This is a genomic window from Streptomyces sp. NPDC025721 (assembly GCF_055558595.1).
Genome location: NZ_JBVHMF010000006.1, coordinates 194,530 through 208,647 on the forward strand (window position 1 = coordinate 194,530; position 14,118 = coordinate 208,647).

Annotated in this window: 12 protein-coding genes and 2 pseudogenes; all 14 read left to right on the forward strand. The window is 70.3% G+C overall.

The annotated features are described in order from the left end of the window. Positions 1-38 precede the first annotated feature (38 nt). The 14 genes and pseudogenes from rplS to ACZ4EF_RS11970 all read left to right on the forward strand — a co-directional run bounded on the left by rplS (position 39) and on the right by ACZ4EF_RS11970 (position 14,104). Positions 39-389: a 50S ribosomal protein L19 gene (rplS, locus tag ACZ4EF_RS11905; protein WP_093716565.1), complete on the forward strand. Its 351-nt coding sequence runs from the start codon at positions 39-41 to the stop codon at positions 387-389. Positions 390-421: 32 nt separating this feature from the next. After that, positions 422-1,183 (forward strand): signal peptidase I, encoded by a 762-nt coding sequence (gene lepB / locus ACZ4EF_RS11910; protein WP_467504086.1) that lies wholly within the window; start codon positions 422-424, stop codon positions 1,181-1,183. Next, on the forward strand, positions 1,176-2,462 hold the full coding sequence (lepB, locus tag ACZ4EF_RS11915; protein ID WP_355346398.1) for a signal peptidase I: 1,287 nt from the start codon (positions 1,176-1,178) through the stop codon (positions 2,460-2,462). The genes lepB (ACZ4EF_RS11910) and lepB (ACZ4EF_RS11915) overlap by 8 nt, the downstream gene beginning before the upstream one ends. 124 nt (positions 2,463-2,586) lie before the next feature. Further along, positions 2,587-3,333 (forward strand): signal peptidase I, encoded by a 747-nt coding sequence (gene lepB / locus ACZ4EF_RS11920; protein WP_467504176.1) that lies wholly within the window; start codon positions 2,587-2,589, stop codon positions 3,331-3,333. A 97-nt stretch (positions 3,334-3,430) separates the two neighbouring features. Then, positions 3,431-4,195, forward strand: a complete 765-nt coding sequence (lepB, locus tag ACZ4EF_RS11925; RefSeq protein ID WP_355346404.1) for a signal peptidase I — start codon at positions 3,431-3,433, stop codon at positions 4,193-4,195. Positions 4,196-4,200: 5 nt separating this feature from the next. Continuing rightward, complete coding sequence (locus ACZ4EF_RS11930) at positions 4,201-4,680, forward strand: NUDIX hydrolase (RefSeq protein WP_355346595.1); 480 nt, start codon at positions 4,201-4,203, stop codon at positions 4,678-4,680. A 40-nt stretch (positions 4,681-4,720) separates the two neighbouring features. Next, positions 4,721-5,047 (forward strand): DUF2469 domain-containing protein, encoded by a 327-nt coding sequence (locus tag ACZ4EF_RS11935; RefSeq protein ID WP_188281213.1) that lies wholly within the window; start codon positions 4,721-4,723, stop codon positions 5,045-5,047. Between the two features lie 85 nt (positions 5,048-5,132). Next, positions 5,133-5,619, forward strand: a pseudogene (locus ACZ4EF_RS11940) (YraN family protein). Beyond that, entirely contained in the window at positions 5,619-7,250 is a 1,632-nt protein-coding gene (locus ACZ4EF_RS11945; protein WP_467504088.1) for a YifB family Mg chelatase-like AAA ATPase, read from the forward strand. Before ACZ4EF_RS11940 ends, ACZ4EF_RS11945 begins: the two are co-directional and overlap by 1 nt. Then, positions 7,250-7,930: pseudogene (locus ACZ4EF_RS11950) on the forward strand (DNA-processing protein DprA); the annotation flags it as partial. The gene ACZ4EF_RS11945 and the pseudogene ACZ4EF_RS11950, both read left to right, overlap by 1 nt. Before the next feature lie 297 nt (positions 7,931-8,227). Beyond that, positions 8,228-9,553, forward strand: a complete 1,326-nt coding sequence (locus ACZ4EF_RS11955; protein ID WP_467504090.1) for a hypothetical protein — start codon at positions 8,228-8,230, stop codon at positions 9,551-9,553. A 20-nt stretch (positions 9,554-9,573) separates the two neighbouring features. After that, entirely contained in the window at positions 9,574-11,469 is a 1,896-nt protein-coding gene (locus ACZ4EF_RS11960) for a hypothetical protein (RefSeq protein ID WP_467504091.1), read from the forward strand. Continuing rightward, positions 11,466-13,616 (forward strand): hypothetical protein, encoded by a 2,151-nt coding sequence (locus ACZ4EF_RS11965; RefSeq protein WP_467504093.1) that lies wholly within the window; start codon positions 11,466-11,468, stop codon positions 13,614-13,616. Before ACZ4EF_RS11960 ends, ACZ4EF_RS11965 begins: the two co-directional genes overlap by 4 nt. Then, the gene (locus ACZ4EF_RS11970) at positions 13,613-14,104 is read left to right on the forward strand and encodes a hypothetical protein (RefSeq protein ID WP_467504095.1); all 492 of its coding nucleotides are present in this window, start codon (positions 13,613-13,615) and stop codon (positions 14,102-14,104) included. Before ACZ4EF_RS11965 ends, ACZ4EF_RS11970 begins: the two co-directional genes overlap by 4 nt. Positions 14,105-14,118 lie beyond the last annotated feature (14 nt).

Genomic DNA, 14,118 nt, shown 5'->3' on the forward strand with positions numbered 1-14,118 from the left:
GTCGATGACCTGTGGCATCGGCGAGGAAGCAGAATCTCATGCCCAACCTGATCGACAGCGTCAACAGCGCCTCGCTGCGCACCGACGTCCCGGCCTTCCGCCCCGGCGACACCGTCAACGTCCACGTGCGCGTCATCGAGGGCAACCGCTCCCGTGTGCAGCAGTTCAAGGGTGTTGTCATCCGCCGCCAGGGCGCGGGCATCAGCGAGACCTTCACGGTCCGCAAGGTCAGCTTCTCCGTCGGTGTCGAGCGCACGTTCCCCGTGCACACCCCGATCGTCGAGAAGATCGAGGTCGTCACCCGCGGTGACGTCCGTCGCGCGAAGCTGTACTACCTCCGTGAGCTGCGCGGCAAGGCCGCGAAGATCAAGGAGAAGCGCGACAACTGATCCATGGGAAGGCCGGATAAGCTCTGGCCTCGATGGACAGCGAAGCGACACTTCCGGAACGCGACCGTTCCTCTCCCGCCGACGAGGCGGATACGGAGGAGCGGTCGCGTTTCGTCGTGTCAGGACGCGATGCGGCGGGTCCCGGATCCCGGTCCCCGATGCGGGTCCTCGTGCGCGAGGCCGTGCCGCGCTGGTGGGCGGAGTGGCGGCGTACGGTGCTGCTCGCGGTCGGCTGCGTCGTCGCGCTGCTGCTGGTGAGCACGTATGTCGTGCAGCCCTTCCAAGTGCCCAGCGGCTCCATGGAGAACACGCTGCGGGTCGGCGACCGGGTGCTGGTCAACAAGCTGGCGTACCGTTTCGGCGGCCATCCGCGGCGCGGGGACGTGATCGTCTTCGACGGCGACGGATCGTTCACTCAGCAGGGTGGGACGGACTACGTGAAGCGCGTCATCGGCATCGGCGGCGACCGCGTCACCTGCTGCGACAAGCAGGGCAGGCTGCTGGTCAACGGACGCCCGCTGGACGAGGGCTACCTCTTCCCCGGCGACGCGCCCTCGCGGGTACCTTTCGACATCGTGGTGCCGGACGGAAGGCTGTGGGTGATGGGCGACCACCGCGACGACTCCCGCGACTCACGGGACCACCTCGGGGAACCGGGCGGCGGCACCGTACCGCTCGGCAAGGTGATCGGCCGGGCCGAGTGGATCGGCTGGCCGTTCGGCCACTGGACCCGGCTCCACCGCCCCGCGACCTTCGCCGCCGTCCCCGCACCCGCCGCGGGTCACCATGGGTAACCGCGGGCGGCCCCGCTACGGCCACCACCGCGCCGCCCCGGTGACGGGCGCGGCGGGCTCCGGCGCGGGCGGCGCCCCGGGAAGCGGCACGGGCGACGGCGCGTACGGCGGACCGCCCGGCGGCGGCAGCACTCGTATCGAGCGCCGCAAACTGGCCCGCAAGGTCAAGCGCAAGCGCCGCCGCTCGCTCGCCAGGGAGGTGCCGCTGCTGGTCATGGTGGCCCTGCTGATCGCGCTGGTGCTCAAGACGTTCCTGCTCCAGGCGTTCGTCATCCCGTCCGGGTCGATGGAGCAGACCATCAAGATCGGCGACCGGGTGCTGGTCGACAAGCTCACCCCGTGGTTCGGCGCCGAACCGCACCGCGGTGACGTCGTGGTCTTCAAGGACCCCGGCGGCTGGCTGCCGCCCGAGGAGCAGAAGAAGCCCGACCCCGTGGTGATCAAGCAGGTGAAGCAGTTCTTCACCTACATCGGCCTGCTGCCGTCCGCCGACGAGCAGGACCTGATCAAGCGGGTCATCGGCGTCGGCGGCGACACCGTGAAGTGCTGCGACGCCGACGGGCGCATCACCGTCAACGGCGTGCCCCTCAGTGAGCCGTATCTTTACGCCGGTAATCCACCCTCAATGATGAAATTCACCGTGCACGTACCCCAGGGCAGGCTCTGGGTGATGGGCGACCACCGGTCGGATTCGGCCGACTCGCGGTACCACACGGACAAGCCCGGAGGCGGCACGATTCCGCTGAATCTGGTGGTGGGAAGGGCCTTCGTCATCGCCTGGCCGTTCGGTCACTGGGAGCGACTGAAGGAACCCGGCACGTTCGCGTCCGTCCCCGACGCGCAGGTGGCGGCGACCGCGGCCACAGCCGGGACGGCTAGGGTGGCCCAGGCCAACAACGGCCAAGGAACGAGCCAGACACCGACTCCTGCGGAACTCCCGCTCGTTATGGGAGTGGCGGGCCTGCGCCGGAAACGGGGCAGGCGGCGGACTGGAGTGAGGAGTGGATGTGGGGGACCTGGTGGTCGGCGCACGGTCTGGATCCGGCGAGCCCGAAAAAGGGGATGTCACGGTGCCGTCTGTCGACAAGTCGGAGGCCGATGGCCGAGTCCCCGAGCCCGCGGACAGTACGGAGTACGGCGGCGGGCAGTACCCGGGCGGCGGGTCGTACCCCGGCAGCCACGCCGATGCGGGTCAGGTTCCCGGCCAGGCTCCGGAGGCCCCCGCGGGGCCGGCGGACGGCACGGACCCGCGGGACCCCGCGGCGGGCGGTCCCGCTGACCGCCCCCAGGGCCCCGGCGGCCCCGGGGACCCCGGCTCGGGTGACGAGCCGCCGTCCCACTCCTCGGGCGGCTCCGCGAGCAAGAACCGGTCGTTCTGGAAGGAACTGCCGCTCCTGATCGGCATCGCGCTGGTCCTGGCGCTGCTGATCAAGACCTTCCTGGTGCAGGCGTTCTCCATCCCGTCCGACTCCATGCAGCACACGCTGGAGCGCGGCGACCGCGTCCTGGTCGACAAGCTCACCCCCTGGTTCGGCTCCAAGCCGAGCCGCGGCGAGGTCGTCGTCTTCCACGACCCGGGCGGCTGGCTCGGCGAGAATCCGCCCGCCAGCGGCAACGCGGTGACCAGGGGCGTGCAAAAGGGCCTCAGCTTCATCGGTCTGATGCCGTCCGCCGAGGAGAAGGACCTGATCAAGCGGGTCATCGGCGTCGGCGGTGACACGGTCGAGTGCAACGGCACGGGACCGGTGAAGGTCAACGGCAAGGCGCTGGACGAGCCGTACGTCTTCGCGGGCAACACCCCCTGCACCCCCGACCGGCCGTTCAAGGTCACCGTGCCCAAGGGCCGGATCTGGGTCATGGGCGACCACCGCCAGGACTCCCTCGACTCCCGGTACCACATGACGCTGCCCGGCGGCGGCACCGTGTCCGACAACGAGGTCGTCGGCCGCGCCGTGACGGTGGCCTGGCCGGTCAACCGCTGGGACTGGCTCTCCATCCCCAGCACCTTCAGCCAGCCGGGCATCAACGCGGCGGGCACCGCGGGCCCGGCCGCGGTGGGCCTCCTCGGTGCCGCGCCGCTGGTGCTGATGCGCCGCCGCAAGCTGCTGCGCGCACAGCCGCCGGTCACTGCGGAGACGGAAGAGGACTGACGGACGTACCCGGCCCGCGGCGGCGGGCGCCCGGTCGAGCACCGACGGGCGTCCGGGCCTACGGTCCGGGGCGTACCGCCGGGTAGGGTTCCGGTCCATGAGCAGCAGCAGTGCGATACGCAAGGGTGAGGGCCGGTTCGGACGTACGGTGTCCGGGCTGGCCATCGCTCTTGGCTGTGCCCTGTTCCTCGGCGGCTTCGCCTGGGGAGCGGTCGAGTACCGGCCGTACACAGTGCCCACCAATTCCATGCAGCCGACCGTGCAGCCGGGCGACCGCGTGCTGGCCCAGAAGGTATCCGGCTCCGATGTGCGCCGCGGCGACGTGGTGGTCTTCCAGGACAAGCTCTGGGGCGACCTGCCCGAGGTCAAGCGGGTCGTCGGCGTCGGCGGCGACGTCGTCAAGTGCTGCGACACCCAGAGCCGCCTCACGGTGAACGGCACGGCGGTCGACGAAGAGGGCTATCTCGACGGCTCCGACGCCTCCGCCGCGCCCGGTGGCTCCGGCCTTCCCGGCGTTCCCGCCTCCGTGACGAAGTTCAGCACCACGGTGCCGCGCGGCTCGCTCTTCCTGCTCGGTGACAACCGCGCGGTCTCCCAGGACTCCCGTATCCGCCTCAGCGACGCCCAGCACGGCGCGGTCCCCGTGAGCGCCGTCAAGGGCCGCGTGGACGGCACGGTGTGGCCCATGGGGCGGATGGGGACGCTGTCGCCCACGACCGCCTTCAAGGCCGTGCCGGGCGGCGGTACGTCCGCCGAGGGGCCGCTGCGCTGGATCGTCGTCATGGTGGTCGTGGGCGCCGTGCTGATTCTCGGCGGCGCGGCGTACGGACCGGTGGCCGGGCTGCTGAGGCGGCGCAGGTGACCGTGGTGCGTCGGCGCGTCGCCCGTGTGGTGCTGCTCGACCCGGCGGACCGGATCCTGCTGCTGAACGGCGTCGATCCGGCCGATCCGGCGGTGGGCTCGTGGTTCACGCCGGGCGGCGGGGTCGAGGGCGGTGAGAGCCTGGAGGAGACGGCGCTGCGCGAGCTCGCCGAGGAGACCGGCATCACCGATGTACGGCTCGGCCCGGTGCTGTGGGAGCGGACCAGCTCCTTCAGCTTCGACGGGCGGCGCTGGGAGCAGGACGAGTGGTATCACCTGGGCCGTACCGACACGGTCGACGTCGACACCAGCGGCCAGACGGACCTGGAACGCAGAAGTGTCTCGTCGTTGCGCTGGTGGACCTGCGAGGAACTTTTGCGCACTCGTGAGACGGTGTACCCCATCAGACTCGCTGAGCTGCTGCGTACGCTGCTCGGCGAAGGCCCCCCGCAATCCCCGATCCCCCTGGGGACGGAGCGCGACTGACGCACAATGGGGGGCACGTACGGCTGAAGGGGAACATGCCATGAGCGCCGAGGACCTCGAAAAGTACGAGACCGAGATGGAGCTGAAGCTCTACCGGGAGTACCGCGATGTCGTTGGCCTGTTCAAGTACGTGATCGAGACCGAGCGACGCTTCTACCTCACCAACGACTACGAGATGCAGGTGCACTCGGTCCAGGGTGAGGTCTTCTTCGAGGTCTCGATGGCCGACGCCTGGGTCTGGGACATGTACAGGCCCGCCCGCTTCGTCAAGCAGGTCCGTGTCCTCACGTTCAAGGACGTGAACATTGAGGAGCTGAACAAGGCGGATCTGGATCTGCCGTCGGACGAGTCGGGCTTCAATAGTTGAAGCTGAGGCCCTTTTGAGGGGGCTTCGGGGGTGCCGGTGCGCTCTTGGTGGGGCGCGGGCCGGGTGGTGGTGCGGGCCCCGGTGTATGGGCGCGGCGCGGGCCACGGTGCGGGGTCGCGGCGCGGGTCGCGGGGAGTTATCCACAGGCTGGGACCAAGATCATCTTCGGCGGTCGAACTCTGTCACAGTGAGTGACGGAGGTGGTACGCATGAACGCACGAGGTGCGCTGGGGCGGTACGGCGAGGGGCTGGCGGCCCGCAGGCTGGAGGACGCGGGACTGACCGTGCTCGACCGGAATTGGCGGTGCGGGCGCGACGGGGAGATCGACATTCTGGCGTCCGAGGGGGACGCCCTCGTGGTGTGCGAGGTGAAGACCCGCCGTGACGGCGGCTTCCAGCACCCCATGGCGGCGCTCGGGCCGCGGCAGATCCACCGGCTGCGGTCGCTCGCTGACCGCTGGGCGGCGGAACACGGCGGCGCGCCACCGGGCGGCGTGAGAATCGACCTGGTCGGCATCCTGCTGCCCGCCCGCGGCGCGGCCCGCGTCGAGCATGTGCGGGGGGTGGCGTGATGGGCTTCGCCCGTACGTGCTCGGTCGCGCTGATCGGCGTCGAAGGCGTCGTGGTCGAGGTCCAGGCCGACCTCGAACCCGGCGTGGCGGCCTTCGCCCTGGTCGGCCTGCCCGACAAGAGCCTCACCGAGAGCCGCGACCGGGTGCGCGCCGCGATCGTGAACAGCGGCGAGGTCTGGCCGCAGAAGAAGCTCACCGTCGGCCTCAGCCCGGCCTCGGTGCCCAAGGGCGGTTCGGGGTTCGATCTCGCCGTGGCGTGTGCGATCCTCGCCGCCAACGACCGCATCGCCCCCGGGTCCATCGCCGATCTCATGATGATCGGTGAGCTGGGACTCGACGGACGGGTCCGCCCGGTCCGGGGGGTGCTGCCCGCCGTCCTGGCGGCGGCCGACGCCGGATACCGGCACGTCGTGGTGCCGGAGCGCACCACGGCCGAAGCATCCCTGGTCCCCGGCGTCTCCGTCCTCGGCATCCGCACCCTGCGGCAGCTCGTCGCCCTCCTCAACGACGAGCTGGCCCCCGAGGAGGACCAGGACCCGGCGCGGGCGGACGGCCGCCCCGACCCGATACTGGCCGGGCTGACCGTGCCGGGCGGCGGCGTCGGGACCGGACTGGCCGGCGGCCTCGGCGACGCCTCGCTCACCGGCCACGGCCCCGACCTGGCCGACGTCGCCGGACAGCGGACCGCCCGCACCGCGCTGGAGGTCGCCGCCGCCGGCGGACACCATCTGTATCTGAAGGGCCCGCCGGGCGCGGGCAAGACGATGCTCGCCGAGCGACTGCCCGGCATCCTGCCGCCGCTCACCCGCCAGGAGTTCCTGGAGGTCACCGCCGTCCACTCGGTGGCGGGCATCCTCCCGCCAGGACGGCCCATGGTCGACGCCCCGCCGTACTGCGCGCCGCACCACTCGGCCACCATGCCCTCGCTGGTCGGCGGCGGCAGCGGACTGCCCCGACCGGGCGCGGTCTCGCTCGCCCATCGCGGGGTGCTGTTCCTTGACGAGGCTCCGGAATTCAGCGTGCGGGCGCTGGAGGCGCTGCGGCAACCGCTCGAATCGGGCCATGTCGTGGTCGCCCGCGCGGCGGGCGTGATGCGGCTCCCTGCCCGCTTCATGCTGGTGCTCGCCGCCAACCCCTGCCCCTGCGGGCGCTACTCGATGCTGGGCGAGGGCTGCGACTGCTCGCCCACCGCCGTCCGCCGCTACCAGGGCAGGCTTTCTGGGCCGCTGCTGGACCGCGTCGACCTGCGCGTCGAAGTGGAATCCGTCAGCAGATCCGACCTCCTCGGCCAGGGCCCCGGCGAATCCACCGCCACCGTCGCCGCCCGGGTCGTCGCCGCCCGCGAGCGTGCCGCGACCCGCTACCGGGACACCCCCTGGAAGCTGAACAGCGAGATCCCCGGCCACGAGATGCGCACCCGCTGGCACGTCGCCCCCGGCGCCCTGCACCCCGCCGAGCGCGACATGGAACGCGGCCTGCTCACCGCCCGTGGCCTCGACCGCGTCCTGCGCGTTGCCTGGTCCCTCGCCGACCTCGCGGGCCACGACCGCCCCGATGTCGACGACGTCTTCCAGGCGCTCCACCTCAGGACCGGTGTCAGCCGCGGCGTGCCCGTAGCGGGAGGTGTGTGATGCGGCGGCGGAGGGGGTCGCCGGGCCCCGATGGGGCCGGGCCGCCGGGGGAGGAGACGGCCACTGGTTCAGCCGCCGAGGTTGGCGCAGGGAGGGTCCGGGGTTCGCAGGCCGCCGATGGCTCTCAGGTCGGCCTCGTAACCGGTGGGGCCGGGCCACCGACGCTGGCGGTGCCCCCGCCGACGGTGCCCGCTTTGGCGGTACCTGCCTTGGCGGCTGCCGTGCCGGAGGCGGAGCGGTTGGCGCGGGTGGCGATCACGCGGATCGCCGATCCCGGGGACGAGGTGGTGGGGCGGGCGCTGCGGGAGAGGGGAGCCGAAGAGGTGCTGCGCGCGCTACGGGAGGGGGAGGCGCTGCCCGGAGCCGGTCCGCGCCGGACCGACGGATACCGGACGCGGTCGGTTCGGGCCGACCCCGAGCGGGATCTGGAGGCCGCACGCCGGGCCGGAGGACGGTTCGTGTGCCCCGAGGACGCCGACTGGCCGGGGCAGTTGGACGACCTCGGGCCGCAGCGCCCGTACGGCCTGTGGGTACGCGGGCAGCCGTCGCTACGGCTGTGGGCACTGCGCTCGGTGGCCGTGGTCGGCGCACGGGCCTGCACCGACTACGGCGCCCACATGGCGGCGCGGCTCGGCGGGGGACTGGCGCGGGCGGGCTGGGTGGTGGTCTCGGGAGCCGCATCACTTCTCTAGCGAGATCCGTGTTGTTGCAGATCCGTGTTGCTGGAGCCGAGCACAGGAAGCGTCACCCATTCGGGTGATTGATGGTTGTTGAGGTCCCGGTGTGACGTGGGGCTCTGCAAGATCCGTGACGTGAGATGGAAGGTCTACTTTCACGGAGAACGGGTGGATCTTCTCCCCGCGTACGACGATCCGGTCGTGTTGCAACATCGGGACGTCCTGTTGCGGGCTGCAGCGGCGCCGCGGAGGGCCGGTCAGCCCTTCCTGCTGGATCCCCTGGGAGCTCCGGATCTTCGGGTGGATCGATGGTTCGACAGTGACGACGTCCGTGATCTGGGTCGGCTGACCTGGCGGAAGTACGCGTACAGCCTTGTGGTGTGGCTGAGTTTCTTGTGGGCGTACGGGCGGCCATGGGACGACGTCGAGCCAACCGCGGTGGAGGCGTTCAAGACCTGGCGGATGCTGGACGGTCGCAACACGCGCCCGGTGGAGTCGGGCACCTACAGCGACAACCTCATTAACGTCCGGCTCTTCTACCTTTGGGCGGCGAACGAGTTCCAGATCCCCAATCCGATCCGGACCCGCCCGGGGCGGGGCAAGCGCCGGGACGGCACCCGCTCGGAGAAAGTGGTGACCGACCCGAAGGCCACACGGGACCGGGATGTGAAGTGGTTCGACCCTGCGGGCTACGAGCGGTATCGGGACTGCGGGCTGCTCGGGCTGACGCTGGAAGGCGACGAGGACCCGGGCTGGCGAGGGCGCAACGGGCAGCGCAACGCCGCCTTCGCGGACTGCCTCTACAACTCGGGGTTACGGCTGGAGGAGGGCGGTTCTCTGCTGCTGGTCGAGCTCCCGCCGGACGACCCGAGCCGCGGCTTCTACACCTGCCACTTGGCCGAGCAGACGGCCAAGGGCAAGGTGGCGCGCAAGTTCTGGATGTCGCGCAAGGGCCTGGTGCCGGTGCTGAACTACTGCGAGGGCGAGCGGGCCACGGCGGTGCGTCGGGCCCAGGCCGCCGGGCGTTATGAGCGCATGACGGGGTCCCGGCTGCTGGTGCGGGTGTTGGCCGGGCGGCGGGCGAGGCTGGTCGGGCAGGACGGCGGGGTGGAGGAGGTGCCGCTCGACTCACTGACGCCGGCGGCCCGCCGGATGCTGCTGCGTGAGACGCCGCAGGGGCTGGAACCGGTGGCGCTGTGGCTGAACGAGGATGGGCTGCCGCGGGACCCGCACGGGTGGCAGCACATCTTCACCCAGGCCAACAAGCGGCTGCGGGACGACCTGGGGCTGGAGGGCTTCGCCGGCGCCGCCCACATGCTCCGCCACAGCGTCGCCCTGCGGTGGTTCTCGGTAGGGCGGCTGCTGTTCGACAAGAAGTTCGCGCACCTGGACGGGGAGGAGCTGCGTGACCTGCGTTACGAGTTCGGCAGCACCTGGGACCTGGTGCGGCTGATGCTCGGGCATGCGGATCAGCGCACCACCAAGGAGACGTACTTGGAGCCGTTCGAGGCCCTGGAGCTGGAGTTGCTGCTGATGCATGCCGACAACAGCGGCATCCCGGATCTGATGGCGGCGGTCTACGGTGCCGACCGGCGGGTGCTGGGCGATCCGGTGGCGGCCCGGTGAGCCCAGGGCGCGAGTCGTCGATGCCGGAGGCGGGCTACACGCCTCCGCAGCGGCTGTTCCTGGAGAATGGCCAATGCCGGGTGCGGTTCTTCTCCGAGCAGGACCTCGACGAGGTGGTCGACTATGACTTCACGACGTTCCCGGTTGCCCGCCCGCTGCAGGAGTCCTTCGCCCGCGCCTTCGACGCGCATGTCGGGCCGGCCGGGCAAGTGAAAGCCATCGGGGCCGCCACCAACGCCTTCCGGCATCTGGGCTACTTCATCGACGTCCTGCTCTTCGACGAGGAACCGCCGCAGGTCCCGCAGGACCTGGCGCCGCGGCACCTGAAGGGGTTCTTGCTCAACAGGGGAGACGCACCGACTGCCGGGATGGCGGTGGGGCTGCTGCGGTCCCTGCTGATGAACATGGAGGGGTTAACGCCGCAGTTCGCCGCGCAGTGCGCCCAGTGGGTGCCGGGACGGCGCAATCAGATCACCTCGCGGGGCAGCTACAGCCCGGCCGAGGAGAAGGCGATCTTGGACGCCGCGCGGAAGGTGGTGCGGGCGGCCGCGAAGCGCATCAGAGATTCCCGCGAGGTGCTGGAGCGGTGGCGTGAGGGCGGCATCTCCCGCGAGGACGAGCCGGTGCTCTACGAGTACGGCTCGATCCTCGACATGGTCGAGAAGAGCGGGGAGATGCCGCGCAACAAGTGGGGCAATGGCCTGGCGCTGTGGATCGTCCCGCACGGCACCGTGACCGACCTGACCACCCGGCTGCACCTGAGCCTGGCCGAGACCTGCGCTTTGGTGATTTTGCTGGTGCGGCTCACGGGAGAGAACGGTTCGACGATCATCAAGGCGCCGGCTGCCTTCCACCGCCCTGACGGCGGGGCCGGGCCGCTGGCCACGGTCCAGGTCGACTTGAGTAAGCCGAGGCGGGGCCCGCGGCGCTACATGACGGCCACTCTGAGCGACTTGCCGTCGTGGGCCGCGGCGCCGGATGAGGAGGGCGAGCTGTCGGCCCGCGATGAGCTGCACACGCCGTTCGGCCTCTACATGCTCGCGTTGGAACTGGCGGCCTCCTCGCGAAGGATCAAGGGCAGTGACCGGCTGCTGGTCTACTGGGTTCCCAAGGCCGGGAAGGGTCCCAAGGCCAAGCGGGCCGAGGTGGTCAAGCGCCGCAACGAGTGCGGACGGGGTTTCCGCGACCGGCTGTCGGACTCTGCGGTCGGATTCTGGGGCGCTGGATTGAACCTGGTCGCCGAGGAGCGGGACGAGGACGGCAATCCGCAACGGCTGATCGTGGGCGTCGGACGGATGCGGGTCACCCACGGGGCACGGGAACAGAAGCCGGTGGCCCAGACCAGGGAGACGCTGGCGAACATCTATTTGCGGCGGGACAAGTCGAGCCTGCGCGAGTACCAGAAGCTGGTCGCCGACGTGCTGGAGAAGGAAGTCATCAAGGCTCGCACCGCGGGCCGCATCACCCGGCTGAGCACGGTGGATGTCGCCGAGGCCCTACGCGACCCGGAGACGGTCGCCAAACGCTTCGGGGTGAGCATGGAGATGATGCGGCTGCTGGTGGCGCGCGATGCCGACACGGTGCTGGCTGCCTGCGCGGACAACGAGAACGGCCCGCACAGCCCGCCTGGTGAGCCCTGCCGGGCCTCGTTCCTGAAGTGTCTGGAATGCCCGTGCGCCCGCGCGATGCCCCATCATCTGCCGCTTCAGGTGGTGGCCCGGGACATGATCGACGAACGCCGCACACACATGACGGCCCTGCGTTGGGCCGAGCGGTTCGCGCTGCCCTTGGAGGAGCTCGAAGACCTGATCCGGCTGGCGGGCAAGCGCGCCGAGGACCGGGCTCGCGCGGCGGCCGGCGAGGAGGAGCGGGAACTGGTGCGGAGGCTGCTGGACGGGGAGCTGGACGAACGATGAGTACGGACGACGCTGTCCACGAGCCGAAAGAGCTCTTCGTGCCCGGCCCCGGCACGGTGGTGCTGCACAACCGGCGGCTGCGGGAGGGCACGGACCGCTCGACGTTGTCGGTGGTGGGCGATATGCGCTGGAATCTGCGGCCGGCGATCCTTGAGGATCACATGGCTTCGGTCAGCATCAACTTCGCCTTGGTGCCCGAGCGGTTCCGTGACATTGCCAAGATCTACATCTGGATGGAGCTGAACTGCGACGAGGATCTGACGATCCTTCGCCGGGCGAACATCGACGGCAAGCTGGCCGTTTACACGATGGTCTCCCAACTTCGCTGCCTGCGCGGCCTGCTGGACTGGATGGATGTCTACGGGTTCACCTCGATCGCGGAGGTGTCGCCGGAGGATCTGGAGGACTATCTCGACGCGGTGCGGGACGCGGAAATGACCCACGGCAACCGCTCGGATCTGTTGCAGGCCGTCCGCCGGTTGTGGGCCTTCCGTGAGCTGCTGCCGTCCGAGGGGCGGCTGCCGGAGATGCCGCCCTGGGGCGGGAAGGAGTCCAGGGTCCTGTTGGGCAAGTCCCAGCGGGACCGGGAGAACGCCACTGCCCGCATCCAGGAGACGACGATGGCGATGGCGGTGTTGTGGGCGGCGCGGTTCGTCGAGGACTTCGCCGAGGACATCATCGCGGCCATGGAGGAGTTCCGGCCGCTGTTCGGCTTCAAGCCCGGTCGCTACAGCCCCGGCCCGCACCGCCGGGTCCGGATCCCAGGCAAAGCCGGGGCGACCCCAGAGGTCGGCGCCTTGATCGAATCCTTCCGCGCGCAGGGCCGTGACCTGCCCGGCAGGCAGCGGGAGGACGGCACCTGGGAGCCGGACTGGCCCTTTCTTGCCAAGCTCCTGGACATCGACCCCGGGGCGATGCAGAAGAACGATGCCTACCGGGGCATGTTCTTGACCTCCGGCCTCCCCGTCGCCCGCGGCACGTTCCTGACGGCCCGCCCGAAGGGCCTGCTGGACGGCGAGCCCTGGACGAAGAACATCGCCTACGGCGACGTCAAGAAGCTGGTGCGGACGCTGTCGACCGCCTGCTTCCTCCTGGTGGCCTATCTGACCGGCTGCCGCCCCGGGGAGGCGGTCAGCCTGCGGCGCGGCTGCCTGCGCCGGGACAAGGTGACGAAATTGTGGGAGGTCCACGGCCGGAAGTGGAAGAACGCCCGCGACGAGAACGGCGCCAAGATCCCCGAGGGGCAATTCCGCGACGAGCCGTGGATCGCCCCCGATCTGGTCGCCACGGCGATCGGCGTCCAAGAACGCCTTCACGACGCTGAGGCCCTCTTTCCCGTCTGGCTGGTGGCGGACGAGCGCGACCAGCATGAGGGCGGCGGGGCCCGGACCCTCGCCTCGATCAACGACGACCTGAACCGCTTCGTCGTCTGGGTAAATGCCTTCTGCGGCCGACACGGCCGCAGCGATGTGATCCCCGTCGATCCGAAGCGTCTGACGATCTCACGCCTGCGGCGCACACTGGCCTGGTTTATCTGCCGCCGCCCGCGCGGCATGGTCGCTGCGGCGATTCAGTACGGGCATCTGCGGGTCCAGATCACCCAGGGCTATGCCGGCACTTACGCCTCGGGATTCCCCGACGACCTCGCGTTCGAGCGGTGGCTGACCCGACTGGAGGACCTGCAGGACGCCGATCGGCGACTGAAGGCCGGCGAGCACGTCAGCGGCCCGGCAGCCGGTGCCTACCGGTCGCGGGTCAGCGGAGGGGCGAGGAAGTTCGCCGGGCGCGTCCTACGGACCGGGGCGGAGGCGAGGCACGTGATGGCGAACCCCTCGCTGCAAATCTACCCGGGCAAGGGGATGACCTGCGTCTTCGCCGCCCCGACGGCACGCTGCGAACTGGAGCCCTCACTTGATGACGCACGGGTCACACCGGACACCGAGGGCTGTCACCCGGCCTGCGGCAACATCTGCCGCACCGAGGAAAACATTGACGAACTACGGGCCGAGGCCGCGGAGTTGCGGATCAAGGTCGCTGATGAGGCGAGCCCGCAGATCCGCTGGGGACGAGAACGCCGCCGCCTGGCTCACCTGGACGGGCTCATCGACGAGCACGATCGCGGGCGCCCGGGAGGGGACAGACGGTGAAGGCAGAGCAGGACCCGCCGCAGGAGTTGTGTCTTAAGCTGCGGGGGGCCGCCGACCGGCTGCTGGCCGGCACCCCGCTGCACTCCTCGGGCAAGCTCACCATTCTCGACCTCGCCGAGGAAGCCCAGGTCAAGCGGTGGCTGCTGACGCACAAGCACCCGACGACCCTCATGGCCAAGTACCAGGCCGAGTTCAAGGCAGCCCGACATAAGAGCGAGCCGGTTAAGAAGGCCGAGGCCGAAATCGACAAGCTCCGCGAGGACCTGGCCAGCGCCCGGAAGGAGAAGCGACAGCTGGCGGACCTGCTGAGCACCTACGCGGTCATGATCGAACAGCTTGCGACGGAGCGGTCCCAGGCGGTCGCGGAACGCGACGAGGCCTTGGCCGCCCTGGACGCCGCGCTGGGTGTTACCACCCTGAATCCTCCACCGCAGAGGACGGCCCCCGCCGGCCGGGTTCACCGCCCGCTTCCGCGCGGGCGGCGCTGATGCGGCCGCTCATC

What these genes read in the sequence shown, in the direction of transcription:
- ACZ4EF_RS11960 (WP_467504091.1), top strand. Translation starts at nt 9,574, where the DNA reads ATGCCGGAGGCGGGCTACACGCCTCCGCAGCGGCTGTTCCTGGAGAAT.
- ACZ4EF_RS11945 (WP_467504088.1), top strand. Translation starts at nt 5,619, where the DNA reads ATGGGCTTCGCCCGTACGTGCTCGGTCGCGCTGATCGGCGTCGAAGGC.
- lepB (WP_467504086.1), top strand. Translation starts at nt 422, where the DNA reads ATGGACAGCGAAGCGACACTTCCGGAACGCGACCGTTCCTCTCCCGCC.
- rplS (WP_093716565.1), top strand. Translation starts at nt 39, where the DNA reads ATGCCCAACCTGATCGACAGCGTCAACAGCGCCTCGCTGCGCACCGAC.
- lepB (WP_355346398.1), top strand. Translation starts at nt 1,176, where the DNA reads ATGGGTAACCGCGGGCGGCCCCGCTACGGCCACCACCGCGCCGCCCCG.
- lepB (WP_355346404.1), top strand. Translation starts at nt 3,431, where the DNA reads ATGAGCAGCAGCAGTGCGATACGCAAGGGTGAGGGCCGGTTCGGACGT.
- ACZ4EF_RS11965 (WP_467504093.1), top strand. Translation starts at nt 11,466, where the DNA reads ATGAGTACGGACGACGCTGTCCACGAGCCGAAAGAGCTCTTCGTGCCC.
- ACZ4EF_RS11935 (WP_188281213.1), top strand. Translation starts at nt 4,721, where the DNA reads ATGAGCGCCGAGGACCTCGAAAAGTACGAGACCGAGATGGAGCTGAAG.